Source organism: Bacillus altitudinis (genome assembly GCF_001191605.1).
Lineage (GTDB): Bacteria > Bacillota > Bacilli > Bacillales > Bacillaceae > Bacillus > Bacillus altitudinis.
Map to the genome: position 1 here is coordinate 1,788,107 of NZ_CP009108.1, position 26,808 is coordinate 1,814,914.

The following is a 26,808-nucleotide window of genomic DNA, read 5'->3' on the forward strand; positions in this document are numbered from 1 at the left end:
TGGAAAAATTAGCGTTTCCCTGATGCCCTCATACGTTCCTGTGGACGTGTATTCGTCTCACCGTTCGGCCTTTTAGATGCATAAGCATCTGTGGCCCCTGGTTCGCCTTCAAACTTGTGATTCACTTGATTTGGAAAGCCCTTTGCTTTATTACGCATACTGATTCCCTCCAAACAATACAAATCATTTGCGTCTTTTGAAGACGTAAGGGTAGTATATGAAAAAAGAGATTTTTTTAAAAAGGCACTTTCTGCTAGATGAAGGAGGAACCAGTATGGAACAATATTTTGAGCGATTAACCGAACAACTAATGGAAAAAAACAATATGCTCACATATGAAGAAGCACGTACATGGGTAGAGCTCCTTTGGAGTGATTTTGAAACAACTTATGCAAAGGCTGGCCGCAAATATAAAGGACAGGAAACGACTGAACGGATTGTCCAAGAATGGATCGAAAGCTATGGTGCTCAGCTGCATTTATTTCAAAATAAACAATCGAAGGCAAATGAGCATTTGCAACAAAACAACAAAGGGCTACTGCATTAAAAGGGTTGCCCTTTTCACTTCTACTCATCTTTTTCAATAAACAGGAAAATATATAAATAACTAAACAATTTTATGAAACAATACCCAGTCTGTGATCAAAATTACAGGCTTTTTACAATGGATAAACTTAAAATTACATTAAATTCATGTTGGTGAAAATCACTGGAAATAAAACTCTGATATAATGTAACGATTAAGGATACATGAAATTTATGGATAATAAAAAAGGGTTTCGTTTTCTGACAAAAAAGGAATAATGAACATAACAGACTATGTGAAAAAAGTGAAGAGAAGGTGCGATATGGAACGGGAACTGCTCTCTGTTATAATTCCTTCTTACAATGAAGGTGAAAACATCAGACGAATCTTTGAGGCACTCGAGGAAGAGTTTCGCGATTTTCATTATGACTTTGAAATCATCTTTGTGAATGATGGAAGCAAAGACAATACGCTTCAATACATGAGAGAGCTCTCTCACAAAAGTGCAAAAGTCAAATACATTTCCTTTTCTCGTAACTTTGGGAAAGAAGCTGCAATTTTAGCAGGTCTTGAGCATGCAAAAGGGGAAGCTGCGATCATTATGGACGCCGACTTACAGCACCCAACGTATTTGATTCAGGATTTTGTTAGAGGCTACGAAGAAGGTTATCATCAAGTCATTGCCAAACGAAACCGTAAAGGGGACAGCAAGCTTCGTTCTTACCTATCATCGATGTATTATAAAGTGATGAACAAGGTGGTCGAAGTGGACTTGCGTGATGGTGTAGGAGATTTCCGCTTAATTTCCCGTCAAGCGATCGACGCATTGCTTCAGCTGAAAGAGGGAAATCGTTTTTCAAAAGGCCTTTTTTGCTGGATTGGCTTTGAAGAAAAGGTCATCTATTATGAAAATGTGGAAAGACAGCATGGTGATACAAAATGGTCACTGAAGAAATTATTTAACTATGGCATAGATGGCGTTATTTCTTTTAACAACCGCCCGCTGCGTATTTGTTTTTATACGGGTATTTTGATCTTATTTCTCTCTTTGATTTACATCGTGGCGACCTTTATTCAAATCGTCAGAACGGGCATCATGGTACCGGGTTATTTCACTTTAATCTCAGCTGTGCTTTTCCTCGGTGGTGTCCAGCTCTTGAGTCTAGGCGTGATCGGAGAATACATTGGCCGGATTTACTATGAAACGAAAAAGAGGCCGCATTACTTAATTCAAGAATCAAATGTCATGGAACAAGAGACAAGCTCAAAAGAACAAGACCGAGTGTTAACGCAGTTATTTAAATAACGTGGAGTCAAATAACCGGCAAGCACGAAACGCTTGCTGGGTTGTTTTGTTTCAATGAACAGTGGATCTTTTGTAGAAAGGGTTTAGATGATGAAACGTAAATGGATACTCATTGGAATGTGCCTCATTCTCGCTTTATTAGGACACTCCTTTTTCTTATATGAATATACGCAAGGCCGATATATGACGGGAGATGGGGATGGCATTTCGCAAATGCTCCCGTTTAAAAAGCTGCTGTATGATGAATACGTCAAAGGAAACTTCTTTTATTCCTATCAATTTGGTCTAGGCGGCGGTACATATACGCAATTAGGTTATTATTTTACAACATCGACTGTTTTTATGGTCACAGTTGCTGTCGTCTGGCTGTTGAATGCGCTTCACCTTATACAGTCAACAGATATTCACTTTTGGGCAAATGCTGTTATTTGGCTTAGTGTGATCAAGCTGACGGTCATTCTGTTCATCGCATATCGTGTGCTTCTTTCGATTGTGCAACATAGGCTGGGGGCGCTGACAGGTGCCGGTATTTACGGACTGTCTATTGTGTACTTTCGGCATCAAACGTTTTGGGAGTTTTTCACCGACAGCATGATGTGGCTTCCGCTGCTTGTGCTCGGGGTTGAACGGATTTTTAAAACAGGCAAGCCGGCTTGGTTTATTGCGGCTTGCAGTCTCATGCTGATCAATAATTTTTACTTTGCTTACATTCACTTTATCTTTTTAGCCATTTATCTCGTCTTCAGATATATGATCAAGCTTCAAAGCGAGGAGCGAGGCTGGAAGGTGTTCTGGACCCTTGCGATCTCTACGTTGTTATCGTTTGGGATCAGTGCTGCCTTTTTTATTCCGTCTGTTTACGGCTTTCTCAATAATGTAAGACCGCCGTATGAACAGGCGATTCCTTGGTTCGAGCTGCATGATCATCTGCTGTTTACAAGCAGGGTGTATTTATTGCCGGTCATCTTTCTGATTTGTCTGTTTCTCGTTCCGCTTTACCGGAACAGATGGTTTTTCATGTTCACATCGATCAGTGTTCTGCTGATCATTTTTCACTACAGTCCAAAGATGGCGAGCGTGTTTAATGGTTTTTCTGCACCGCAGTACAGATTTGAATACATTCTTGCTTTTACAGTTGGAGCAGTCGTAGCCATCACCATCAAGCATTTCTCGCAAATTGAGTGGAAGTGGAAAAAACGTGCGGTGTTAGGCGCTTGGATCGTGTTCCTTCTCGCAGTCGCCCTTTCAGAACGAGCAAAGGGAAATATGGATGTTGTTGTGTTTACCGGAATAGGAATGCTTGTGATCAGCTTGTTCTTCCTCTCGATACATGCGGGGAAACGTCTGCACCTTCGTCTCTTTTCAGCTGTGCTCATCGTTGTGAGCTTACTGACAGCAGGCGTGTATCAGCAGGGCTACTTATTTGAAAGAAGCAATATTAAGAGCGTATCAGATACGTATCTGAGTAGTGAGGCGTATGCTGGACATGAGCAAATGAAGCTCATTCAGCAGATTCAAAGCCGCTCTTCAAAAGATCCGCTTGCCCGGATTGATTGGATGAATGGTGTGCGCAACAATACCCCGTTATTTGAAGGTTTTCAAGGCATGAGTGCGTATTCAAGTATATTGAATCAGCATCTGCTCCATTTCTACTGGAATGACCTGCAAATTGATATGGGGCGGGAAAGTGTCAGCCGGTATGCATCAATGGGAGACAGGGCGAATTTATACAGCCTGACCTACGGGAAGTATTATATGAGAGACAAATCGATGTCTTTCTCACCGCCGGTTTATTTCAAGCCAATATTGGAAAGCGAACATTATGAAGTGTATGAAAATACACGTCCGCTCCCATTTGCAAGAACAACGAGTACCGTCTATTCAGAAAAGTCACTAGAGCATGCGTCAGCACTTGATAAAGAACATGCGATGTTGCAAGGTGTGATCTTAAACAAAAAAGGAAATGCTGAAATCGACCAATCGCCTGATCGAATAAAGGATACAAACATTCATACTGAACAAGCGGTATACGAAAATGGCGTGCTTGATGTATACGGGGAAACGGGCGGGCTGAATATCACCCTTCCAGATGATATCGCTCGCGTGGGGGATGTGTATGTGAGCTTTTATGTGAAGCGGACCGACCGTAACGAAGGGTTTCAGTTATCTGTGGATGACTACGTCACATCACGCAAAAGCAATACGTCTATCTACAAAACAGGCGTTAATGACGTGACGATTCGAATCCCAGCTGAAAAAATCCTTTCCATTCGAGTGCCAAAAGGGACGTATGAGCTGAGTCAATTAAAGCTGTATCATGAGCCATACCGCATCCTTGAGCGAGCATATGAAAAAGAAAAACAGGATGACGGTAGCCAGCAAGTAAAGCTTAAAAATAACCGCTTTACGATCTCTTATGATAACAAGCGTGGCGATGATTATATGATTCTGCCTGTTCCATATGAAAAAGGCTGGGAGCTCACGGTGAACGGCCAGCAAACCGATATTGAACAAGCCAATTATGCGTTTATCGGTTTTCCAATAGAAAAAGGAAAAAACGAGATCGTGCTAACCTACTATCCGCCTTATATCAGAATTCTCGCATTGATTTCACTCGTCAGTTTGATTGGTGCGATCCTTTATGCACGGAGACAACACAAGAAACACCACTTTTTAGCATAAGTGGTGTTTTTTATCTTTCATCTCATACGTAAGTTTTTTCATCCCATTCAATCGTGTATTCGTTCATTTTTTTATCAATATTGTTTTGAATACTCATGTGCTGAAATAGCGCATTCAATTCTTCTGTCCTCTTTCTTCGATCCTTTTCATAATAATAGAACGCATCTCGATAATCATGATCCCTTAGCATCTTTGCTATGAGCATGGCATCTTCTAGACTATACGATGCCCCTTGACCAACAAAAGGGTTCGCCGTATGTACCGCATCACCTACAAGAACAACACGTCCTTTTGACCACACAGGAAAATCCTTTATTTCATAGATACTTCTTGGAAAGAACATGTTAGTATGATCGATGATGTCAGAAAGGTGTTTAGGAATGTTCCAATGTTCCATTTGTTTATATAATAACTGTCGGATGGTTTCTTGATTGGCTTTCTCAAAATGTTTTGTAGGTAACTTCTCAGGACACTGAGAGAAAGCTTGCCATAAAATATTCATTTTATTTGTTGGATGCGCTTTCCCAAAAATGAATTGAAAGTTTCCGTCATTGTAAAAATAACTTGTTGCCTCATCCAATACAAAATCATTCACAAACGATACTCCTTGTAGTCCCCAAAAACCGCTATAGTCTAATTTAGCATTAAACGCAATAGCCTCTCTTGTTTTAGAAAAAGTTCCATCTGCTCCTATTACAATATCACCTGTTATCTCAGTTTCATCTTCAAAAAGAACCTGAACGGTATGAGGCTGCTGTTTGATTGAGATTAACTTTTTGTTGTATTTCACTTCTATTCCTTGACGGTGAACTTCTTTTAAAAGTGATTTGATGATTTGGTCTCTCATGACGTTCAGTAAAGGAGCATCATAATATTTTTCACTATAATTGTGAAAGATCGCTTCTACTTCATTTTCACTGTTTATTTGCTGGATCTTCTTTATCACTGTTGCATTTGCTATCACTTCATTTTTACACCCGATTCCATCCAAAATCTTTACCCCATTCGGAGACAGTAAAAAACCTGCTCCTGTTTCTAATTCTTCATCTGACCTGCTTTCATAAATCGTACTTTCCATTCCAGCCTTTTTTAAGAATAAAGAAGTAGCCAATCCTGCTACACCACTGCCGATAATGATCACATTTTGAGATTTCATTATTTCCCCTCCTATTTTATAAACAGACCGGTCGGTTTATTTTAGTGCAAAAAAATAAGCTTTTTCATATAGGACAGCGTATCACAATTCCCCCTCTTCATTTGGTAATTAAAGTATATGATAATATGTTATAAATGATTTCGCAAGAATGAAACTAACCAATTTCTGATCAACTTCTTTTAAAAACATGAAGGGGATAACAAAACATGAACAAAGACACCGTGATAAAACACTATGAACACACCCTTGAATGGGTACAGTCACTAACGAAAGTAACAGAAGAAGAATGGCGTAGCGCCATCGCTGAGGGAAAATGGAGTATTGCTGAGATCATCGCTCATTTCGTTCCGTTGGATGAATTTATTTTACACGACCGTCTAAAGGAATTTTGGAACGAGCAAGCGTTACCGCAGGCACCTGATGCGCATGAAATGAATCAGCAGTCAGCCGAAAGAGCAAGAAAGGAAGAGAGAAGCGAGACGATCGGGCGATTTATTGCTGTTAGAACAAAATTGCTTCAAGAAATGAAGAAAATCGAAGCATCTCGCTGGAATACATCCTTTTTGATCGGTCAAACCGAGCTGACGTTATCAAGTTATTTTCAAAGTTTGATTAAACATGATCTCCATCATATGGAGCAGATTAAAAAAGTACTGTCTACAGAAAGACGATAGAGCGTCACGAAGCTTCTTTCTCAAATGGAAACGTCGCATAATCAAACAAAAAATGAAATAACCAAAGACTTAGCGCAAAGAGAATTTCTTCAGAAGTAGTCAGCAAAATGCCGTCAACCAATTCATCTGATAAGTAGACAGCACCCCAAATAAACAAAAGGTGAAATAAAACGGTATAGAAAACGATGGATCGTTTTTTGGACCGACACTTATGAACAAACCGCATGAGCACGTGTTCCAGATGTTCAAAAGAGATCCCGAGTACAACATAGATGCCCATAAACAGAATCAACGATAAAATCGATTGATAAAAAGCACCGGTCAAATAAAAGAACAGCACACAAAACAACAAAAATATGTAACAGACAGCCGACGCCGCCATGAGCCATTTTAGCCCTTGCCATAAAGCGTGAACAGATTGTTGCATGGGTAAACAACACTCCTTTACATGAAGATACCTGCAAAAAGGACAGCCTTTTTGCAGGAAGGTTGGAATTAATCCTCTTTTTTAGGTGCAGCGATGACAGGGTGTTTTTCAGTATCAAGCAATTTCAAGAATTCTTCGCCTTGATCTAAATGATCCAAAACAAGCTGTTTCGGTGTGACCGCAAGCCACTGATTGAGCGAGATATCTGCATAATGATCGCTCTTGAAGATTTCTAAGAAATAAAGCGGTTCGTCGCCTGTATTTTCTACATAATGCCCCATCGCAAATGGCACATAGCCAACATCTCCCGCCTGATAGTTGAAGGTTCTCGCATGTCCATCAGAAGCAAACACCGTCATTCGAGCTTTTCCAGAAATAAAATATTGCCATTCATCCGTATTTGGATGCCAGTGCAGCTCACGGATGGCACCTGGATCAACTTTCACAAGAGCGGATGCAATCGTTTTAGACGCTTTAAAATTGGTAGAGTCCGCAATCCACACTTGTCCACCGCTTGACGTAATCGGCTCTTGTTTTAACAGCTCATATTTAAAGGAATTCGGAACTTCTCCTTGCTCTGTTTGCACCTTGTCACATTCAAGGGAACCAGGAATTCCTTTTTGGAAAATATACTTCTCTTTCTCTGGCAGCTTCTTAAATTGCTCCTTTGTCATTCCAAAGTTTTGGAGAACGACTTCCTCTGGGGTATGGGCAAGCCAATCAGTCACTTGGAACGTACTATTTTCAGAGAAGGAACCATCATCAAACACAAGTAAGAATTCAGCTCCCGGTTCAAGTGCTTGGATAGAGTGCGGCAAGCCAGAAGGGAAGTACCACAAATCACCCTCTGTCACATCCTCTGTAAAATTGCGCCCCTCTGCATCAACCGATGTAATTCGTGCTTCCCCATAAATCATGTACGCCCACTCCGCTTCCTTATGCCAGTGCAGCTCGCGAATCGCACCAGGCTTTAGCCGCATGTTCACAGAGGCAAGACTTTTAGAGATTGGCAGTTCACGTACCGTTACCTCGCGGGCATAGCCGCCTTTTTCTAAACGGTTGTGCGTATCAGAAAAAGAATATTTCATGTTGGGAACCGTTCCATGATCGGTTTCTGGTGGCGTGAGCATATCTGGGTTTTGTCTGTCTCGCTCGAGATTACGTGGAATTTTGACCGTTGCTCCTTTTTCTCCTCGAATCGGTTGCGGTACACCATTTTGCTTTTCACTCATGATAAAATCCCCTTTCAACATCGTATTGTGTGAGGTGACAAAAGGCCTTTCATTTCGCCCTCGTTTTCATAAGGTGAAACGAATCAAGAAGATGTCAATCTGATTCATCATTTTTTTGAACAGCGACCAATCGTTGGATGAGCTTGCTTAATTCATCAAACTTTCGTTCAAAACGTGTCAGCAAATAAACCGTTAAAATGGCAGGGAAACCAGCCTGACCAAGCTGCTTCAGCCATTCCTCCGAAAAAAAGGTCTCCATTTGTCTCACCTCCCAGCGAATGCTCGTCTTCTCTATAAGTGGTATGAAAGAAGAAATAGGAAATCAAAGGGGGAGAAAATGAACCATTAGACCCGTTTCAAAAAGTTTACTTTTTTTAACTTTTGTCCACTTAATGCAAGTAGAGAGAACAAAGGGGAGGATGCACATGGATTATCGGCTGTTATTGAAAGCAAAATGGAAGGAAATCGTTGACCACCCGCTCATTCAGCAATTTTTAAGCAATCCTAAAAACCAGCAGCTGCTCCGGCAAGTCATGGAAGAGCCAAACGAAGAAAATGCGAAAAAACTAGATTCCGAGTTCAAACAGTTTTATCAAAAAATCCGCATCATCAAGTATATTTCCACAATGATCCGCATCTTTTCAGTCGACTTTGATAAACGAGTGAAAAAAAAGCAGCAACGTTTTCCACTCATACTCGATCATCCCGATACACAAGAAGTGAAAGATCCTGTTCAAACAGATACGTATGAAGCCGTGCTCTTCAACCAGCAAGACTTAGGGGAGCACCTGCAAGACCCAAGATTGTACAAGGCCTACCAGCAGCTCACAGACAAACAAAAAATGGTCTTAACCCATATTTATGTTGAAGGTCAAACAATGAAAGAAATAGCCGACCGGCTAGGCGAAACGAGACAAAACATCTCAAACATCCACAAAAAAGCACTCAACAAACTAAAAGAAGAAACAGGGGGAGATGTCCGTGAACGAAGAAAAAATGACCAATGGAGAAATGGAAGAACTCATTGAAACCTTCACACCCATGATCAAAAAGAAACTACAAAACACGGCATATCAAGAAAGAGAAGACCTCGAACAAGAACTCTACATCAAACTCATCGAAAAAGTAGACTGGCTGATTTACCAAGAAGGACCTGGCTTTTGGGAGTTTATTGTGGAATATATGACGAAGTTGTAAGAGTTGTAAGCACAAAAAAAGACTCGCTCACACAGAGCCGAGTCTTAATTTTTTTTGCAGTTTTTCTTCACTGAAAATCCAGCCGGTATAGGAATTTTTGATTTGGTGGTCCATGTCGATATGGCAGATCGCGACAAAAGGATAGTGACCTTTGCTGCGGTAGCGCAAATCAATGAACCGTACCTCATAATGATCCTTGTATTTATCCACTTCCCACCGGTAGACAGGGGAGAAGGAGAGAAAGGCTGAAATGTTTTCGTCTTGTTTGGCAATTTTCATAATCTCTGTATCAGGGACCGGCACACGGTTAAAGGTGTCTAAAATGATGATCTCACCGTTCATACTGCGTCCAACATGGAAAGAGGATTTACATTTCACGGCAATACGCCATTGTCTGAACTTCATTGTAGGCGAAATAATAATGTCTTCAATCTCATCAAATCGTGCACGCAGCTGGCGTTTAATCTGAAGCTGCATGATGACCCTGACGATATAATAACAAAAAATAACGGCATACAGCGTAATGAACGTATAGCCAGGATGCCCGCCAATCGCCCAAACGACAATGGCGACAAGATGTGTAAAAAAGATAAACGGATCAAACGTGTTAATGATCCCAAGCGCTACCCACTTCTTTGAAAATGGACGAATGGCCTGCGTGCCGTAAGCATTGAAAATATCGACAAACACATGAAGCACGACGGCTAATAGTGTCCATAACCAAAGGTGAAGTAAATTTGCCCCCGGCACAAATGGGAAAATCACAGCCGGAATTAGCAATGACCAAAACAGTACAGCCGGAATGGAATGAGTAAATCCTCGGTGATTTCTTATATAAACTGCATTATTTTTTAGTTTTAGCACAGTATCAATGTCTGGTGCTTGGGAGCCGGCGATGGTCGCGATCATCACGGCGTGTGCCATGTGTGGATCTGCGCTGACGGCTGGATCTAAAAGCGCAAGTCCCCCAAGAGAAATGCCCATTACTACATGAGTACCAGTGTCCAATTGATTACCTCCTAGTTGTCATGCTTAGGAACAATCATACAAAGTATACGTTTCTCATCAAGACTATGTGCAAAATCACTTTTGCTTTATCCCGATTTAATGTAACATGTTAACGTATCTACAAACAGTATACAACAAATAAGGTTCTTTTCAGAACGTTAGCTCTCGGTTCGATAAGAAGGAGTATAGAGATGAAAGACATTCAAGAAAAGCTGGACCGCAAAGATATTGCGGGTTTTCAGCATGATTTAATCGATTGGTATGAAAAAGAACAACGAAGACTTCCATGGCGTGAAAATCAAGATCCATACCGCGTCTGGGTATCAGAAGTGATGCTCCAGCAAACGAGAGTCGATACGGTCATTCCGTACTTCAATCGGTTTATGGAGCAATTCCCGACGGTGAAAGATCTTGCTTTAGCTGATGAAGAAAAGGTCATGAAAGCATGGGAAGGTCTTGGCTACTACTCAAGAGTGCGTAATTTACAGGCTGCTGTGAAAGAAGTATATGAATCCTACGAGGGCGTTGTCCCTGATACGAAAGAGCAATTTTCAAAGCTGAAAGGTGTAGGTCCGTATACGAGCGGCGCAGTGCTGAGTATCGCCTATAACAAGCCATACCCTGCGGTAGACGGCAACGTGATGAGGGTCATTTCCCGTATCTTGTCCATATGGGATGATATTGCAAAACCAAAAACGAGAAACATTTTCGAATTTGCGGTCGATCAACTCATTTCCCGGGAAAAGCCGTCAGAATTCAATCAAGGGCTAATGGAGCTAGGTGCGCTTATTTGCACCCCAACCTCTCCTGCATGCCTCATGTGTCCTGTAAACATGCATTGCTCGGCACTTGAGGAAGGCGTTCAGCATGAGCTGCCGGTGAAAAGTAAAAAGAAAAAGCCGACTGCGAAATCAATGGCAGCGGTGGTGTTATTTGATGATCAAGGCCACCTCTATATTCATAAGCGTCCAAGTACAGGTCTGCTTGCGAATTTATGGGAGTTCCCAAACATGGAAACAATGAAGGGAAGAAAAACGGAAAAAGAGCAGCTGATTGATTTCTTAAAAGAGGAAGCGGGTGTACAAGCAGAACTTGGTGATTTAGAAGGCACCATTCAACATGTATTTACCCACCTCATCTGGAATATTTCTGTTTTCTTTGGACGTGTGACCTCTGTATCTGATGACACGATGCTGAAAAAAGTCACAACAGAAGAATTTGAGGCATATGCTTTGCCAGTCTCACATCAAAAAATATGGAAGATGGCACTTGAACAGCCTAGTCATATTTAACCGTTGTACCATGGGTATAATCGGCTTCATTTCGGTGCAGACCCCCGCGGTTTTCAATTTCAGAAATGATTTCTCGATACTTAGATTGCCCTTCTTCGTTTAAATAAGGTAAAATTTGTTGGAAAGCATGATGAAAAAAAGCAAGCTCAGTATCTTTCCATTGATCCTTTGACATCATGCCAAGCTGGCTTAAATCGCGTCCGACATACATGAATGTAACCTCCTAATAGGAACTTTCCTATTAGTGTGAAGCGAATGGACGAAAACTATTCAAATCAGGAGATGAACCATAATGAACAAGCGTAAATGTGCACTAATTACAGGCAGCAGTAGAGGTGTTGGGAAAGAAGTAGCCCTTCGCCTGGCTGAAAAAGGATATGACATTGTCATTAACTATGCAAGAAGCAAAAAAGCAGCACTTGAAACAGCTGAAGAAATTGAAGCGATGGGTGTTAAAACATTAGTTGTCAAAGCCAACGTTGGTCAGCCAGAGAAAATCAAAGACATGTTCCAGCAAATTGATGAAACGTTTGGCCGTTTAGACGTATTTGTGAACAATGCGGCATCTGGCGTTCAGCGTCCAATCATGGATCTTGAAGAGAATCATTGGGACTGGACCATGAATATCAATGCGAAGGCCTTGTTATTCTGCGGACAAGAAGCAGCCAAATTAATGGAGAAAAACGGCGGCGGACATATCGTCAGCATTAGCTCACTAGGCTCCATCCGCTACCTTGAAAACTACACGGTGGTCGGTGTATCTAAAGCAGCACTAGAAGCTTTGACACGCTACCTATCCGTTGAGCTGTCACAAAAAAATATCGTCGTAAATGCCGTATCAGGCGGCGCCATTGATACAGATGCACTCAAGCACTTCCCGAATCGTGAAGAGCTATTAGAAGACGCTAAGAAAAATACACCAGCAGGCCGCATGGTGGAAATTAAAGACATGGTCGACAGTGTAGAATTCCTTGTATCAGGCAAAGCAGATATGATTAGAGGACAGACGATTATCGTCGATGGCGGACGTTCTTTGCTTGTTTAAAAAAATCATGAATAAGATGTACACCTTCTGCACAAATTAATGTGCGTGGAGGTGATAATGATGGATAAACAACAAAACAAAACAAACGCACAACAAGTGAAAAAACAAAACCAAGCTGCTGCACAAGGTGGTCAATATGGCACTGAATTTGCTAGCGAGACTGACGCACAGCACGTAAAAAAATACAACCAAAAAGCTGAGCAAAACAAACAACAAAACAGCTAATCACTGAAACAAAGGGAAGCACTTCATCTACGAATGAAGTGCTTTTCTTTTTGTCTCTCCCCATCATCCGACAAAACCTGTAAAACCTCTACATAAACAGTCAAAGGACTTCTTCCTTCTTTCAAGAAATGGTATAGATACAAAAAGTGGAATCGAAGGAAAGGGAGGAGTTAGATGTCTGATTTCGATCAGCTTGTCAGAGAACAAATGCAGCTTATGGATCAGCTGCTCGATGTACAAGGAGAACTTGATCTGTACTTAGAGACAGAAAAACAATTGCTGCAAGGTGAAAAAAAGGAAGAGCGGCATAAGCTTCATGATCAAATCAAACAGAAACGAGAGGAACTGCAAAAAGTCCAAACACTATTTACAAAACAGACTGAACAAGTCATCAATTCGTATAAACAAATGGAGAAGAGCTCAACCGTCATGTAAAAGAGTGTGCCGTTCAATTGGGTTGAATGGCTTTTTCATTTCATTTTTTAATGATGTAACGGTATAATATAATAGAGACATGTTTAGTTGGGAAATTAGGTCTTTGGACTGTTAGGTTTGTTTGTTATAGAAAGTAGGGGAGAAAATATGGGCTATCCCAAGGAAGGAGAAACCATCCAAATTCAAAGCTATAAACATAATGGCTTGATCCACAGGATTTGGAATGAAACCACCATTCTGAAAGCAACGGAATTGTGTATCATTGGTGCAAACGATCGAACAATGGTGACTGAATCCGATGGCCGAACATGGATGACAAGAGAACCGGCTATTTGCTATTTTCATGCAAAACAATGGTTTAATGTCATTGGGATGCTTCGAGATGATGGGGTGTATTATTACTGCAACATCAGCTCTCCTTTTGCGACAGATGAAGAGGCGATTAAGTATATTGATTACGACTTAGATGTCAAAGTCTTTCCGGACATGACGTATAATATTTTGGATGAGGATGAATATGCAGATCATAAGAGGCAGATGAATTATCCAAAAGAAATCGATAGTATCTTACGAGAGCATCTAAATACATTACTGCATTGGATTCACCAGCGGAAGGGACCGTTTGCTCCAGAATTTGTGGATATGTGGTATGAACGTTTTTTGCGTTATACAAAATAAGTAACAGCAGCTAAAACCTGTTTGGCTTTTCAAAGCCAACAGGTTTTTGATTGCGTACGGATAAGAGGCACTGATAGATTGGGAAGGAGATTTACATGGGGGTCATAAAACGTTACATGGCTTTTGTAACACCGTATAAAAAACAGATTGCATTGACAATGGTGATCGGAATGATTAAGTTCTCGATCCCCTTAACATTGCCTCTGCTTTTAAAGTATGTCATTGATGATGTGATTCAAGGCTCTGGATCGGCTGAAGAAAAAACATCCACTCTCTTTATTATTATGGGAATCATGCTTGTATTATTTTTAGTGATGAGACCGCCTGTTGAGTACTACAGACAATACTATGCGCAGTGGACAGGCAGTAAAGTATTATTTGATATTCGGGAAAAACTGTTCTCGCACATTCAAAAGTTGAGCCTTCGTTATTACGCCAACACGAGAACAGGGGAAATTATTTCAAGGGTCATCAACGATGTGGAGCAAACAAAGGAATTTGTCATCACAGGGCTTATGAACATTTGGCTTGATTTGATGACCGTCCTGATTGTGATAGCCATTATGTGTACACTGGATCTTAAACTCACCATTGTGTCTGTCATTATTTTTCCGCTGTATGCGTTAGCAGTGAAGTATTTTTACGGACGGCTTCGCAAGCTGACAAAAGAGCGGTCGCAGGCACTGGCTGAGGTACAAGGGCACCTGCATGAGCGAGTACAAGGAATGCCTGTCATTCGCAGCTTTGCGATTGAAGAATACGAACAAGAGAATTTTCACGATGAAAATAAAAATTTCTTAAACAAAGCGATCAATCATACGAATTGGAATGCCAAAACTTTCGCCGTCGTCAATACGATCACAGACATTGCGCCGCTGCTCATCATTGCTTTTGCTGGCTATACCGTCATTAACGGGTCGCTTTCAATTGGGACAATGATTGCCTTTGTCGGCTACATTGACCGGATGTACAACCCGATTCGTCGTCTCATTAACTCATCGACGACTTTAACTCAGTCAGTAGCATCAATGGATCGTATTTTTGAGTTTATTGATGAACCGTATGAAGTAACAGATAAGCCGAATGCAAAAGAAGCCAATCACTTAAAAGGTGAGGTAGAATTTAAAGATGTGTCGTTCCGTTACGAACATACACAGGAAGAGATTTTACACAATATCTCCTTGAAAGTAGAAAAAGGCCAAACCGTTGCGCTTGTAGGAATGAGCGGCGGAGGGAAGTCGACACTCGTCAGCTTAATTCCAAGATTTTATGATGTCACAAGCGGATCACTCGAAATTGACGGCATTGATATTAAAGAGTACAAGGCAAGAAGCCTGCGTAATCAAGTCGGAATGGTGCTCCAAGATACATTCTTATTCAGTGACACCATTAAAGAAAATATCGCTGTGGGAGACCCGGAAGCATCTTTTGAGAAAATTGTGTCGGCTGCAAAAGCGGCAAATGCGCATGATTTTATCATGTCTCTTCCTGAAGGATATGACACGAAAGTAGGAGAACGTGGCGTAAAGCTATCGGGCGGTCAAAAACAACGAATTTCAATTGCGAGGGTATTTCTTAAAAATCCACCGCTGCTTATTTTAGACGAAGCGACGTCTGCACTTGATTTAGAAAGTGAACATTACATTCAAGAAGCGATGCAAAAGCTGGCAAAAGATCGCACAACTTTTATAGTTGCGCACCGTTTATCAACGATTACACATGCGGACCTCATTGTGGTCATGGAACAAGGCGAGATTGTGGAAAAAGGAACACATGAAGAATTAATGAACCGAGACAGCCACTATCGCCATCTATTTACCATTCAAACATTAAATTAGTAGAAGCCTATCCGATTCTAGCGGATAGGCTTTTTTATGCTTGTCAAAAACATGACATATTTCCCAGCTTGTCTCAATACAATTTTAAAAAGTATGACGGGGTGGTGAAGATGTGAAAGAACAAGAAGTATTGCTAGATGTCAAACAGCTGTCCATTGCCTTTCAGCAAAAAAAACAGAGAGTGCCGATCGTCCATGACATCTCATTCTCTATTCAAAAAGGAGAAACCTTAGGTATTGTGGGCGAATCTGGCTGCGGGAAAAGCATCACATCGATGTCTTTAATGGGGCTGAATCATCAAACAGAAACAACAGGTCACATACAATTTGAAGGTCAAAACCTGCTGTCACTTTCGGAGAAACAATGGCGAGAGGTCAGAGGGAATGACATCTCAATGATTTTCCAGGAACCCATGACTTCTCTCAATCCACTCATGACCATCGGCAAGCAAATGACAGAAGCCCTTTTTACACATCAGGCCATCAGCCAAAAAGAAGCAAAAGTGAAGGCAGTAGATTTGCTTCAAACGGTAGGCCTGAAACAAGCAGCGTCATTACTCAAAAAATATCCACATGAACTATCGGGTGGCATGCGTCAACGTGTGATGATTGCGATGGCGATGCTGTGTCACCCAAAGCTCATGATTGCAGATGAACCAACGACTGCACTTGATGTCACCATCCAAGCACAAATTCTTCGTTTGCTCAAAAAGTTAAATGAAGAGATGGACACCGCTATTTTATTTATTACTCATGATTTAGGCATCGTGCGGCAAATATGCCAGCGTGTCATGATTATGTATGCCGGTCGAATCGTAGAAGAAGGAACCGTTGACCGTATTTTTCAAAAACCTCTGCATCCCTACACGAAAGGTCTTTTCGCCTCTGTTCCATCATTTAAAGAGAAAAAAGAAAAACTCATGTCTATTGCGGGTCATGTACCTAAGCCAGGAGCTATTCGGTCCGGCTGTCAATTTGCACCACGCTGTCCATATCAAATGACGCAATGTCTTGAAAAAGACCCATCTTTACAACCCATTTCACACAATCACCGCGTCGCATGTTTTCTAATGGAAGGAGGAGAAGACACTGAATCACCCACTGTTGCAAGTGAATCAACTGACGAAGCGTTATGACACATCGGCATTTTTTTCTAAACACAAACAGACGACTTTGGCTTTAAATCAAGTGTCCTTTCACGTGAAAGAAGGAGAGACGCTCGGCATTGTGGGCGAATCTGGCTGCGGGAAATCAACCCTTGGCAAAAGCTTAATGAGATTAATCGAACCGACTTCTGGCTCAATCCAAATGAAAGGAAAAGAAGTGACACTTCTGAAAGAACGAGACATGCGTTCCTTCAGAAAAGACATTCAAATGATTTTCCAAGATCCATACGCTTCCTTAAATCCACGAATGAAAATCAAAGACATTTTAGAAGAACCGCTCATTATTCATAAACATGGAACAAAAGCAGAAAGACAAAAGCGGGTAAAAGAGATGCTGCACATTGTTGGGTTTGACCCATCTTATGGAGACCGTTATGCGCACCAATTCAGCGGCGGTCAGAGGCAGCGTATTGGAATTGCTAGGGCGCTAATTACTCATCCAAGTCTTGTGATTGCCGATGAGCCAGTTTCCGCTTTAGATGTATCGGTTCAAGCGCAAATTTTGAATTTAATGCTCGAATTGCAAAAGACGCTTTCTCTAACGTACTTGTTTATTTCTCACGATCTAGGCGTTGTCAAGTATATGAGCGACCGAATTGCAGTGATGTACGCTGGCCGTATTGTAGAAATGGGTCCTGCGGAGGCCGTATTTCACAAGCCGCTTCATCCTTATACATCGCTTCTTCTGACATCCATTCCACATATGGATCACGTGCTGGAAACGCAAGATGTGTCAGCGGAAGAATCCACTCTGGTGTCAGAAGATGGCTGTCCTTTCTATAAAAGATGTCCAAAGAGGTGGGCGCAATGCTTGCAAGCTGTTCCGCCTTTGTATGAGGAGGAAACAGGCCATGCAGCTGCGTGCTATTTATATCAAAAGGAGGAACACAATGAAGAAGACATGGTTATTCAGTAGTTTCATTTTTGTGCTGGCACTTGCGTTATTTTTAGGGGGCTGTTCATCTTCATCAACATCAGAAGAAAAAGCCACAAAAGACACTCTCGTATTCGGTAGAGGAGGAGACTCTACGTCACTTGATCCGATTACAACAACAGAAGGCGAAACCTTCAAGGTCACAGAGAATATGTTTGAAAAGCTTTTGAATTACGGTGAAAAAGACACGACCATCCATCCGGGCCTAGCAACAGAATGGGATGTTGCAAAGGACGGAAAATCGTACACGTTCTACTTAAGAGAAGGTGTGAAATTTCACGATGGCACAGATTTTAATGCAGAAGCAGTGAAATTCAACTTTGACCGATGGATGAATGGAGATGCCGAAAAATTTCCTTACTACGGCATGTTTGGCGGCTATAAAAAAGATAAAGGGCATGTCATTAAAGACATCATCGTCAAAGGAGAGCATGAAATTGAATTTCAACTCAAACGCCCGCAAGCAACATTTCTGAAAAACATCGCCATGTCACCATTTGGTATCGCTAGTCCTGCAGCAGTTGAAAAAAGCGGTGATTCATTTAGAGAAAACCCAGTTGGCACAGGACCATTTAAGTTTAAAGAATGGAAGCAAAACGACCGTATTGTCTTAGAAAAGAACGAAAATTACTGGCAAAAAGATAAACCAAAACTGAAACAAATCATCTTCCGCTCTATTCCTGAAAACTCTGCTCGTTTAAATGCGCTTAAAACAGGCGAAATCGACTTAATGGATGGCGTCAATCCGTCCGATTTAGATGGCATTAAAACAGACAAAGCGCTCCAGCTGATTGAAAGACCATCCATGAACGTAGGTTATATCGGGCTGACAGTGACTAGAAAGCCGCTTGATAACAAGTTGGTTCGTCAGGCACTCAATTATGCAGTTGATAAAGAATCAATCATCGAGTCGTTTTATGGAGGGCTTGCTGAACCAGCAAAAAATCCACTTCCTCCGTCATTAGAAGGCTACAATGACGAGATTGAGCCATATCCATATGATCCGGAAAAAGCAAAAGAACTATTGAAAGAGGCAGGCTTCCCTGACGGTTTTCGCATCAAGCTTTGGGCAATGCCTGTGCCGCGTCCATATATGCCAGACGGGATGAAGGTAGCTGAAGTCATTCAGTCAAACTTTGAAAAAGTTGGTGTCAAAGCCGAAATCGTCACATATGATTGGGCGACTTATTTAGATAAAGCAAGTAAAGGCGAAGCAGATGTGTTCTTATTAGGATGGACAGGGGACAATGGCGATCCTGATAATTTCATCTACACATTATTAGATAAAGACAGTATTGGCGGTAACAACTATACATTCTTCCAAAACGATAAAATGCATGACATCCTCATTGAAGCGCAGACCAATACGGATCAAAAGAAGCGAAATGAATTATATCAAGAAGCTCAAGAAATCATTCATGATGAAGCGCCTTGGATCCCATTAGTCCATTCAATTCCAATGCTCGCCGCATCTAAAGATTTAAAAGGCTACCAGCCGCATCCGACTGGTTCCGAAGCATTGACTGACGTATATTTCGAATAAGCAAATAAGGGAGATCGTTCGATCTCCCTTATCCAAACAATGAAAAGGCGGTGAAAGCTGTTTGTTTGCTTATTGTATGAAGCGAGCAGGAATGCTCATTCCAGTACTGATCGGAATGACCTTAGTTGTATTTTCTATTATTCGGTTTATCCCTGGAAATCCGGCGCAGGTCATCTTAGGACAGCGGGCAACGAAAGAAGCAGTAGAGCAATTGACGATTCAGCTTGGTTTAGATCAGCCGTGGTACGTACAATATGGTCACTACATGCTGGGGCTTTTAAAAGGTGATCTAGGGACTTCCATACGAACAGGAGCGGCTATTGCCCAGGAAATGAAGCCTTACTTATTCGCTACATTAGAATTGACTTTCTTCGCTATGTTGCTGGCGATTATTGTCGGTGTGAATGCCGGAATCATTAGTGCGTGGTTTAAACATTCTTTCTTTGATTATGTGGCCATGTTTATTGCGCTCATTGGGGTGTCCATGCCGATTTTCTGGTTAGGCTTAATGGGACAGTGGCTATTCTCGATTGAATTAGGTATTTTGCCGACTACAGGACGAGAAAACGTCAGAAATCCGGTAGAGTCGATCACCTATATTCATACGCTGGACACGCTTTTGCAAGGACGATTTGATCAATTCTTTGACAGCATCAAGCATTTAATCTTACCAAGTACCGCTCTCGCAACGATTCCTGCTGCGATTATTGCAAGGATTACGAGGGCAAGTATGCTGGAAGTTCTTCATTCAGATTTTATACGAACAGCAAAAGCAAAAGGGGTACGTTCATTTTTCATCATTTACCAGCATGGGCTGAAAAATGCGCTCATTCCGATTTTAACGATTATTGGTCTTCAAACAGGTCTCTTGCTAGGCGGAGCCATTTTAACAGAAACGATCTTTGCTTGGCCGGGAATTGGGCGGTATATTTACGATGCCATTAGCTATCGTGATTATCCTGTCATTCAAACTGGCATTCTTGTTGTTGCGCTCATATTTGTGCTGATCAATTTCATTGTGGATATCTTGTATGCAGTCATTGATCCGAGGATTAAATACTAGAGAAGGGAGAGTGACGACATGGAAGCGCAAAAAGAGCTTCAAGCACCTGAACAAAAGGAAGAACGCTCTCAATCACTGATTCTTGAATCGATGAAACTGTTCTTTCAGCACAAGCTGGCGGTCATTGGCACTGTGATTGTCTTTTTATTTCTGATCCTAGCAATCTTTGCACCGCTCATTGCTCCTTATGGAATCAACGAGCAGTCACTAGGCGAACGATTTAGTGCCCCTTCGGCTGCACATTGGTTTGGTACGGATGATTTCGGGAGAGACATATTTTCTAGAGTCGTGCATGGAGCTCGGATTTCATTATGGGTGGGTTTCTTCTCCGTTCTCGGGTCGGTTATTTTAGGGACATTGCTTGGATTGATGGCAGGTTACGGCGGCAGATTGCTGGATGCTGTCATCTCAAGACTATTTGATATTTTACTCGCTTTTCCTAGCATTCTATTAGCGATTGCGATCGTTTCCATCTTAGGCCCTTCCTTACAAAATGCCCTTATTGCCATAGCGATTATTAACGTCCCGACTTTTGGGCGGCTGGTTCGTTCAAAGGTGCTGAGCATTAAGCAAGAAGAATATGTTTTAGCAGCAAAGGCAGTCGGGATGTCACACCGCCGCATCGTTCTTCGTCACATTCTGCCAAATAGTATGGTGCCGGTGATCGTTCAGGCGACGCTTGCGATTGGTACAGCCATTATCGAAGCGGCGGCTTTAGGATTTTTAGGATTAGGTGCACAAGCGCCAAGTCCAGAGTGGGGGAAAATGCTTGCCGATGCGAGACCTTATCTCGTACAAGCGCCGTGGACTTTATTTTTCCCGGGGATTGCGATCATGCTGACGGTTCTTGGTTTTAACTTGATGGGAGATGGATTAAGGGACACCCTTGATCCTAAAATGAAGAAAATAAAATAAGACCGATTCTAAGAATCGGTCTTTTCTATTTAAGCTTCTTTTTCTTCTGTCTCAATCTCACTATCTTTTGGGTGATACGTTTGGAAGCTTGTAATCAAAGTATCTAGATGCTCCAATTCATCACGGTATTCAATAATGCTCGACATCACATTCAGCATATTGTAATCCAGCAAGTCGTTTTCTTGATTTTGCTGGTGCTGAATAAATGATTTCGTTAATGCTTCAAGACGAAGAGAGCATTCATTCTGAAAATCATCGTCCTGCGGTTTCATTTTTCCAACAAACTTCATCAAGGTACGTTCATGCCAGTACAGTAAATAATCAATCTCATCTGTTAAGCTCTCTCTGAAATGCTCTGGCATCAAATGAATTTCATTTTCTAACTTATGAAGCTTTTTCAGCAAGTACAGCGCTCGATTAGACGTCATGATTGCCTGTCTGAATAAAACAAGCTTTCTAGATTTGACATAAGTTGTTTTCTTTAAATAGCTTCGTTCTTCTTTGTATAACAAGTAAATGTGATCTAATTTGATCATGCGTTCTTTTATTTGATCGATGTCATCCTTTAAAGTGGAATGATCAGTAGACTGTCTGGAGCTCAGACGGATCCATTTTAAAATCTCCTCCGTATTTTCCATAATGTGATGAACAAGCTTTGTTTCATACTTTGGCGGCAGGAAAATCAAATTCACTAAAAATGAAGAAAGTACGCCTAACACCACAGTTGCTGTTCGAATTAAGGCAAAGGAAAGGAAATGATCCCCTGCACTTTCTAAAATCGCGATGACGGTTACGAGTGCAATCGGAATCGTGTGTTCAATCTTCAGCTTTAAATTAATCGCAATGACCATGACGGCAGTTAAGCCGATGATGACTGGTCCTGTGCCAAAAAGCAGACCGAACGTAATGGCAAGTGCTGCTCCAATAATATTGGCTTGCACTTGATCAACAATCGTTAAAAATGATCGATAAATAGATGGCTGGATAGCAAATACAGCTGCAATTCCCGCGAAGACGGGTGTCGGCAATCCAAGCCATGTTGCCAGGTAAAGCGCGAGTACAATGGCAATACCAGTTTTTAAAATACGGGCTCCAAGTTTCATTGGTTTTGTCCCTGCATTCCTTTCTTTTCGATAATAGATGACCACTTGTCATATATCATAAATATTTTGATGAAACAACTAAGTAATATACAGCGGTCTTCCGAAATATTCAAGTGATTTTTGAAAGTTCATGAAAACATCAAAAGAAGGTATTGAGAAAAAATGTAACAGATTCACTCGCTTTTGACAATCAAGAGCTGGTAAATAAAAAAACAGACGCATGAATTTACGTCTGTTTTTCTCTTCATTATGATTGTTTCAGTTGTTCAAACGCATGATCTACTGCTTTGAGCGTTTCGGAAATATCATTTTCAGTATGCGCAATGGTTAAGAACCAAGCTTCATATTTAGAAGGAGCGAGGTTAATACCTTGTGCGAGCATGAATTTAAAGAAACGGGCGAACATTTCACCATCCGTATTTTCAGCCTGCTCGTAGTTCACAATCGTTTCTTTTGTAAAATAAATGGTGAGAGCACCTTTTAAGCGATTCACTGTAATATCTACTTGATGTTTTTTTGCGTGGGCTAAAATTCCCTCTTCTAACATGGCCCCGAGTTGATCAAGACGTTCGTACACCCCGTCTTGTTTTAACACTTCCAAGCATGCAATACCAGAAAGGATGGAGGCGGGATTACCTGCCATCGTACCAGCTTGGTAGGCTGGTCCAAGCGGGGCGACTTGCTCCATAATTTCTTTTTTGCCGCCGTAAGCGCCGATTGGAAGACCGCCGCCGATAATTTTACCTAATGCAGTGAGGTCAGGTTTTACTTGAAGCAAGTCCTGTGCACCACCATACATAAAGCGGAAAGCTGTAATGACTTCATCATAGATGACTAGAGCCCCTTTTTCATGAGTCAGGTCATTCACCTGCTGCAGGAAACCGTCTTTAGGCTCTACGATGCCAAAGTTCCCGACAATTGGCTCGACAAGAACAGCTGCTACTTCATCACCCCAGCGGTCTAATGCTTCTTTGTAGCTGTCTATATCGTTGAATGGAACGGTAATGACTTCATTGGCAATACTTTTAGGCACGCCCGCTGAATCTGGTGTTCCTAAAGTGGAAGGTCCAGAGCCGGCCGCAACTAGCACAAGATCAGAATGACCGTGGTAACATCCGGCAAACTTAATGATCTTTGTTCTACCTGTATAAGCGCGAGCGACACGGATTGTCGTCATCACAGCTTCTGTACCTGAATTGACAAAACGAACTTTATCCAAAGCAGGCATCGCTTCCTTCAGCATCTTAGCAAAAGTGACTTCATGCTTCGTTGGTGTTCCGTAAAGGACACCCGTCTCGGCTGCTTTCGTGATGGCTTTTGTAATATGAGGATGAGCATGTCCCGTAATAATTGGACCGTATGCTGCCAAATAGTCGATATAACGGTTTCCGTCAACATCCCAAAAATAAGCGCCTTCGCCTTTTTCCATTGCAACAGGTGACCCGCCGCCCACTGCTTTATATGAACGAGATGGGCTGTTAACCCCTCCAACAATATGCTCCAGCGCCTCTTGATGTAATTTTTCTGATTCGGTGAATTTCATAAATAGCCTCCTATCTCAACGTATCACGTCGTCTATCATTATTTTAACATGCCGATGCAAGCGTCCTTAGTTGAATATCTTCTCGAAATTGGATAGGCTAATGAAAAAATAGGTTGGAGGGATTGTATCATGACAATCGAAGTGGGGCAGCAAGTACCTGATATTGAATTACTCGGTGATAATGGAGAGAAAGTAAAGCTCTCTGATTTTAAAGGGAAACACATTGTCCTTTATTTTTATCCAAAAGATATGACGCCGGGGTGTACAACGGAAGCTTGTGATTTCCGTGACCGCCATCAAAGCTTTGCGGAATTAGATGCTGTGATTATCGGCGTAAGCCCAGACGGTCAAGACAAGCACCAAAAGTTTAAAGAAAAACATGACTTACCTTTCCTGCTTCTTGTAGATGACGAACAAAAATTGTCTGAAGCTTTCGGTGTATGGAAGCTGAAAAAGAACTTTGGTAAGGAATACATGGGAATTGAACGCTCAACGTTTCTTATTAATAAAGAAGGAAAGCTTGTGAAAGAGTGGCGTAAAGTAAAGGTGAAAGATCATGTGGAAGAAGCGCTTGAGGAACTGAAAGCTCACGCTTAATATGTTGATGAGATGAGATCGGCAGTCGTGCCGGTCTTTTTTGTATTGAAGAATAGGTAAAAAAGAGGATTGTAATTGACAAAGTTTCGGCTCTGGGGGTACACTATTTATAAAGATTATAATATAAGAATATTTTTGAAAAGAGAGGTGCATGATGAAATGGCTGCTCACGAACTAAAAGACGCTTTAGATGCTCTAAAAGAAACCGGTGTTCGAATTACTCCGCAGCGCCATGCCATCTTGGAGTTTCTCGTAAATTCTATGACACACCCAACCGCGGACGATATATATAAGGCACTTGAAGGGAAATTTCCTAATATGAGTGTAGCAACGGTTTACAACAATTTACGAGTCTTCCGGGAATCTGGATTAGTAAAAGAATTAACGTATGGGGATTCCTCAAGCCGATTTGACTTTGCGACATCTGACCATTACCATGCGATTTGTGAAAATTGCGGAAAGATCGTTGACTTTCACTATCCTGGCCTTGATGAAGTAGAACAGCTTGCATCCCATGTGACAGGCTTTACAGTAAGTCATCATCGCTTGGAGATCTATGGCACTTGTCAAGAATGTGCAAAAAAAGAAAATCATTAATGAAAAAGCTGACCAGTTGAATGGTCAGCTTATTTTTATGACTTTTTTCGATTGTAGGATTCATCAAACTCTTTGCCTTCTAATGCTGGATCGAGTGTAAGTGGCTCTCTGCAATGCATGCACATGTCCACCCGCCCAAGCACTTTTGTTTCCTTCTCACAGCCTGGACATACGACCCGGACTGCCTTCGTAGAAAGCATACCGATCCAAAAGTAAACGGCTGTACTCAATCCAATCGATAACACGCCGAGTAGCATAAAGAAGGTCGACAGCCAGACCGATTCCTTGAAGAACACACCGATATACATGATCAAAAAACCAACAAAAACCAAACTAAGTGCAAATGTTCTGATTTTATTAATCTTACTGGAGTATTTCGCCATCCCTAGTCCCCCTTATCTCCAATATAGCACATTTTACCTTTCTGTTTGAATTAGTTATAGAGTTTTGTGAATAAATTGCTTATAATGATTCAACGATCTTTTTTCATGTATTGAAGGAATTTTGATTCTATGAGGAGAAATACATAGCATTAGAGAAGAACCTTACACCCGAGTATTGGAGGAATCACTATGGAAAATCTTCTCCGTCCTATTTATCAAGAGAGAGCAAGTCATCCAGATACATTAGCTGTGATTATAGTAGAAAGAAGACATAAAGTATCTTCTGAGACGGATAACTTTGATGCAGCGCTTCTAGTCATCGTAAAGGATGCGGAAGAACCGTTATTTATTAAGCACTATGAATCCGGTCACCAAACAGCTTCTTTAAATGTTGTCACAGATGATCAGTTGAAGGAATGGATTACCTTAGGTACCAACAGACGGATTATTGATTGGATTTTAAACGGAAAAGTCCTGTTTGATCGAAATGAATATATTTTCAACTTGATTGATGAACTGAGTACATTCCCGTTTTCTAACCGCAAGCTCAAAATTGGTTTAGAATATGGCAAGCTCATTCGAAGATATATAGAAGGAAAAGCATTTTTTGAATCAAATCAATTCCTCGATGCATATAATTCCATTGTGCATGCCCTGCATCATCTGGCGCGTATTGAAGTGATTGATAAAGGCTTCCACCCAGAAGTGACCGTTTGGAACCAAGTACGTCATATGGAGCCGGAAGTATATAAACTTTATTCAGAGCTGATTGAAAGCCACGAAAGTCTTCATAAACGGTTAGAACTTTTATTCCTAGCGAATGATTTCTTGATTCATTCAAAAGCAGAAATTGGTGCGGCTCATTTGCGTCATGTCATGGAACAGCAGGAAATTTGGCTGTTTGGCGAGCTTCTTGCACATCCTGATCTAAAGCATTTTACACCTGATCTTAGTGTGATGATTGATTTCTTTGTGGAAAAAGGAATTGTGCTAGTAGAGCCAATTGAGACGAAGGGACAAAAAATCTATCATCGAGGATATTTTGTTAAAAAAGATATTGACGCATGAATATTATGATGGTATATTATTAAACGTCGCTAATGAGTAACCGAGTTGCTTTGAAAGAAAAGCGGACAAAAAGAAATTCAAAAAAACACTTGACGCAAACGGTGCTCAAATGTTATATTGAGAAAGTCGCTTCTGAGCGATAACGAAGATGATCTTTGAAAACTAAACAAGACAAA

General features: G+C 41.3%; 29 protein-coding genes and 1 pseudogene. 20 read left to right on the forward strand and 10 right to left on the reverse strand.

The window, feature by feature from the left end:
* Positions 1–8 precede the first annotated feature (8 nt).
* Positions 9–158 (reverse strand): small, acid-soluble spore protein K, encoded by a 150-nt coding sequence (locus tag ID12_RS08925; protein ID WP_003217849.1) that lies wholly within the window; start codon positions 156–158, stop codon positions 9–11.
* Between the two features lie 116 nt (positions 159–274).
* Between ID12_RS08925 and ID12_RS08930 the strand changes: the two genes are divergently transcribed.
* The 3 genes from ID12_RS08930 to ID12_RS08940 all read left to right on the forward strand — a co-directional run bounded on the left by ID12_RS08930 (position 275) and on the right by ID12_RS08940 (position 4,514).
* On the forward strand, positions 275–547 hold the full coding sequence (locus tag ID12_RS08930) for a YfhJ family protein (protein ID WP_017358840.1): 273 nt from the start codon (positions 275–277) through the stop codon (positions 545–547).
* Positions 548–848: 301 nt separating this feature from the next.
* Complete coding sequence (locus tag ID12_RS08935) at positions 849–1,832, forward strand: glycosyltransferase family 2 protein (RefSeq protein WP_008341983.1); 984 nt, start codon at positions 849–851, stop codon at positions 1,830–1,832.
* Between the two features lie 87 nt (positions 1,833–1,919).
* A complete protein-coding gene (locus tag ID12_RS08940) occupies positions 1,920–4,514 on the forward strand; it encodes a YfhO family protein (protein ID WP_050827073.1) in 2,595 nt (864 codons plus the stop codon).
* Between the two features lie 22 nt (positions 4,515–4,536).
* On the opposite strand, the gene ID12_RS08945 is transcribed toward ID12_RS08940, so the two are convergent.
* On the reverse strand, positions 4,537–5,670 hold the full coding sequence (locus ID12_RS08945) for an FAD-dependent oxidoreductase (protein WP_050827074.1): 1,134 nt from the start codon (positions 5,668–5,670) through the stop codon (positions 4,537–4,539).
* A gap of 206 nt (positions 5,671–5,876) precedes the next feature.
* Here ID12_RS08945 and ID12_RS08950 point away from each other — a divergent pair, with 206 nt between their 5' ends.
* The gene (locus ID12_RS08950) at positions 5,877–6,344 is read left to right on the forward strand and encodes a DinB family protein (protein WP_050827075.1); all 468 of its coding nucleotides are present in this window, start codon (positions 5,877–5,879) and stop codon (positions 6,342–6,344) included.
* A 4-nt stretch (positions 6,345–6,348) separates the two neighbouring features.
* Here the strand turns inward: ID12_RS08950 and ID12_RS08955 are convergent, their stop codons facing one another.
* The 3 genes from ID12_RS08955 to ID12_RS18885 all read right to left on the reverse strand — a co-directional run bounded on the left by ID12_RS08955 (position 6,349) and on the right by ID12_RS18885 (position 8,262).
* Positions 6,349–6,771 (reverse strand): regulatory YrvL family protein, encoded by a 423-nt coding sequence (locus ID12_RS08955; RefSeq protein WP_050827076.1) that lies wholly within the window; start codon positions 6,769–6,771, stop codon positions 6,349–6,351.
* 68 nt (positions 6,772–6,839) lie between these two features.
* Positions 6,840–8,003, reverse strand: coding sequence for an oxalate decarboxylase family bicupin (locus ID12_RS08960; protein WP_017358845.1), 1,164 nt, complete (start codon positions 8,001–8,003; stop codon positions 6,840–6,842).
* A 94-nt stretch (positions 8,004–8,097) separates the two neighbouring features.
* On the reverse strand, positions 8,098–8,262 hold the full coding sequence (locus ID12_RS18885; RefSeq protein WP_003217819.1) for a YvrJ family protein: 165 nt from the start codon (positions 8,260–8,262) through the stop codon (positions 8,098–8,100).
* A 166-nt stretch (positions 8,263–8,428) separates the two neighbouring features.
* On the opposite strand from ID12_RS18885, the gene ID12_RS08965 reads away from it, so the two are divergent.
* Entirely contained in the window at positions 8,429–9,031 is a 603-nt protein-coding gene (locus ID12_RS08965; RefSeq protein ID WP_050827077.1) for a sigma-70 family RNA polymerase sigma factor, read from the forward strand.
* The gene (gene rsoA / locus ID12_RS08970) at positions 8,979–9,200 is read left to right on the forward strand and encodes a sigma-O factor regulator RsoA (protein WP_034620885.1); all 222 of its coding nucleotides are present in this window, start codon (positions 8,979–8,981) and stop codon (positions 9,198–9,200) included. Before ID12_RS08965 ends, rsoA begins: the two co-directional genes overlap by 53 nt.
* A gap of 27 nt (positions 9,201–9,227) precedes the next feature.
* Here rsoA and ID12_RS08975 read toward each other — a convergent pair whose 3' ends face one another.
* Positions 9,228–10,208 carry a metal-dependent hydrolase gene (locus tag ID12_RS08975; protein ID WP_008341965.1) on the reverse strand — a complete coding sequence of 327 codons (981 nt, stop codon included), beginning with the start codon at positions 10,206–10,208 and terminating at the stop codon, positions 9,228–9,230.
* A 191-nt stretch (positions 10,209–10,399) separates the two neighbouring features.
* Here ID12_RS08975 and mutY point away from each other — a divergent pair, with 191 nt between their 5' ends.
* Complete coding sequence (mutY, locus tag ID12_RS08980) at positions 10,400–11,500, forward strand: A/G-specific adenine glycosylase (protein ID WP_050827078.1); 1,101 nt, start codon at positions 10,400–10,402, stop codon at positions 11,498–11,500.
* On the opposite strand, the gene ID12_RS08985 is transcribed toward mutY, so the two are convergent.
* On the reverse strand, positions 11,487–11,711 hold the full coding sequence (locus ID12_RS08985; RefSeq protein WP_008341962.1) for a hypothetical protein: 225 nt from the start codon (positions 11,709–11,711) through the stop codon (positions 11,487–11,489). The genes mutY and ID12_RS08985 overlap by 14 nt on opposite strands.
* A gap of 81 nt (positions 11,712–11,792) precedes the next feature.
* Between ID12_RS08985 and fabL the strand changes: the two genes are divergently transcribed.
* The 10 genes and pseudogenes from fabL (at position 11,793) to ID12_RS09035 (ending at position 21,341) form a co-directional block, all read left to right on the forward strand.
* Positions 11,793–12,545 carry an enoyl-[acyl-carrier-protein] reductase FabL gene (fabL, locus tag ID12_RS08990; protein WP_007496726.1) on the forward strand — a complete coding sequence of 251 codons (753 nt, stop codon included), beginning with the start codon at positions 11,793–11,795 and terminating at the stop codon, positions 12,543–12,545.
* Positions 12,546–12,620: 75 nt separating this feature from the next.
* A pseudogene (locus ID12_RS08995) lies at positions 12,621–12,770 on the forward strand (gamma-type small acid-soluble spore protein); the annotation flags it as partial.
* 174 nt (positions 12,771–12,944) lie between these two features.
* Positions 12,945–13,205, forward strand: coding sequence for a YgaB family protein (locus ID12_RS09000; RefSeq protein ID WP_025206975.1), 261 nt, complete (start codon positions 12,945–12,947; stop codon positions 13,203–13,205).
* Positions 13,206–13,352: 147 nt separating this feature from the next.
* Complete coding sequence (gene ntdP, locus ID12_RS09005) at positions 13,353–13,883, forward strand: nucleoside tri-diphosphate phosphatase (protein WP_008341956.1); 531 nt, start codon at positions 13,353–13,355, stop codon at positions 13,881–13,883.
* A gap of 95 nt (positions 13,884–13,978) precedes the next feature.
* Entirely contained in the window at positions 13,979–15,721 is a 1,743-nt protein-coding gene (locus tag ID12_RS09010) for an ABC transporter ATP-binding protein (protein ID WP_007496730.1), read from the forward strand.
* A gap of 112 nt (positions 15,722–15,833) precedes the next feature.
* Positions 15,834–16,856 (forward strand): ABC transporter ATP-binding protein, encoded by a 1,023-nt coding sequence (locus tag ID12_RS09015; RefSeq protein WP_050827079.1) that lies wholly within the window; start codon positions 15,834–15,836, stop codon positions 16,854–16,856.
* Positions 16,825–17,802 carry an ABC transporter ATP-binding protein gene (locus ID12_RS09020; protein WP_080987784.1) on the forward strand — a complete coding sequence of 326 codons (978 nt, stop codon included), beginning with the start codon at positions 16,825–16,827 and terminating at the stop codon, positions 17,800–17,802. Before ID12_RS09015 ends, ID12_RS09020 begins: the two co-directional genes overlap by 32 nt.
* A complete protein-coding gene (locus tag ID12_RS09025; protein WP_050827081.1) occupies positions 17,777–19,363 on the forward strand; it encodes an ABC transporter substrate-binding protein in 1,587 nt (528 codons plus the stop codon). Before ID12_RS09020 ends, ID12_RS09025 begins: the two co-directional genes overlap by 26 nt.
* A 61-nt stretch (positions 19,364–19,424) precedes the next feature.
* Entirely contained in the window at positions 19,425–20,426 is a 1,002-nt protein-coding gene (locus ID12_RS09030) for an ABC transporter permease (RefSeq protein ID WP_007496737.1), read from the forward strand.
* 18 nt (positions 20,427–20,444) lie between these two features.
* Positions 20,445–21,341 (forward strand): ABC transporter permease, encoded by an 897-nt coding sequence (locus ID12_RS09035; protein WP_008341942.1) that lies wholly within the window; start codon positions 20,445–20,447, stop codon positions 21,339–21,341.
* A 29-nt stretch (positions 21,342–21,370) separates the two neighbouring features.
* On the opposite strand, the gene ID12_RS09040 is transcribed toward ID12_RS09035, so the two are convergent.
* Both ID12_RS09040 and ID12_RS09045 read right to left on the reverse strand, forming a co-directional pair.
* Positions 21,371–22,444 carry an FUSC family protein gene (locus tag ID12_RS09040; RefSeq protein WP_025206980.1) on the reverse strand — a complete coding sequence of 358 codons (1,074 nt, stop codon included), beginning with the start codon at positions 22,442–22,444 and terminating at the stop codon, positions 21,371–21,373.
* Between the two features lie 247 nt (positions 22,445–22,691).
* Positions 22,692–23,987 (reverse strand): glutamate-1-semialdehyde 2,1-aminomutase, encoded by a 1,296-nt coding sequence (locus ID12_RS09045; protein WP_007496744.1) that lies wholly within the window; start codon positions 23,985–23,987, stop codon positions 22,692–22,694.
* A 129-nt stretch (positions 23,988–24,116) separates the two neighbouring features.
* On the opposite strand from ID12_RS09045, the gene bcp reads away from it, so the two are divergent.
* Together bcp and perR are read left to right on the forward strand one after the other, a co-directional pair.
* Positions 24,117–24,584 (forward strand): thioredoxin-dependent thiol peroxidase, encoded by a 468-nt coding sequence (gene bcp / locus ID12_RS09050; RefSeq protein ID WP_007496746.1) that lies wholly within the window; start codon positions 24,117–24,119, stop codon positions 24,582–24,584.
* Positions 24,585–24,743: 159 nt separating this feature from the next.
* Positions 24,744–25,181: a peroxide-responsive transcriptional repressor PerR gene (gene perR, locus ID12_RS09055; RefSeq protein WP_003217782.1), complete on the forward strand. Its 438-nt coding sequence runs from the start codon at positions 24,744–24,746 to the stop codon at positions 25,179–25,181.
* Positions 25,182–25,216: 35 nt separating this feature from the next.
* Here perR and ID12_RS09060 read toward each other — a convergent pair whose 3' ends face one another.
* Positions 25,217–25,564, reverse strand: coding sequence for a YgzB family protein (locus ID12_RS09060; RefSeq protein ID WP_007496750.1), 348 nt, complete (start codon positions 25,562–25,564; stop codon positions 25,217–25,219).
* Between the two features lie 189 nt (positions 25,565–25,753).
* On the opposite strand from ID12_RS09060, the gene ID12_RS09065 reads away from it, so the two are divergent.
* Positions 25,754–26,632, forward strand: a complete 879-nt coding sequence (locus tag ID12_RS09065; RefSeq protein WP_035703773.1) for a nucleotidyltransferase-like protein — start codon at positions 25,754–25,756, stop codon at positions 26,630–26,632.
* Positions 26,633–26,808: the final 176 nt, after the last annotated feature.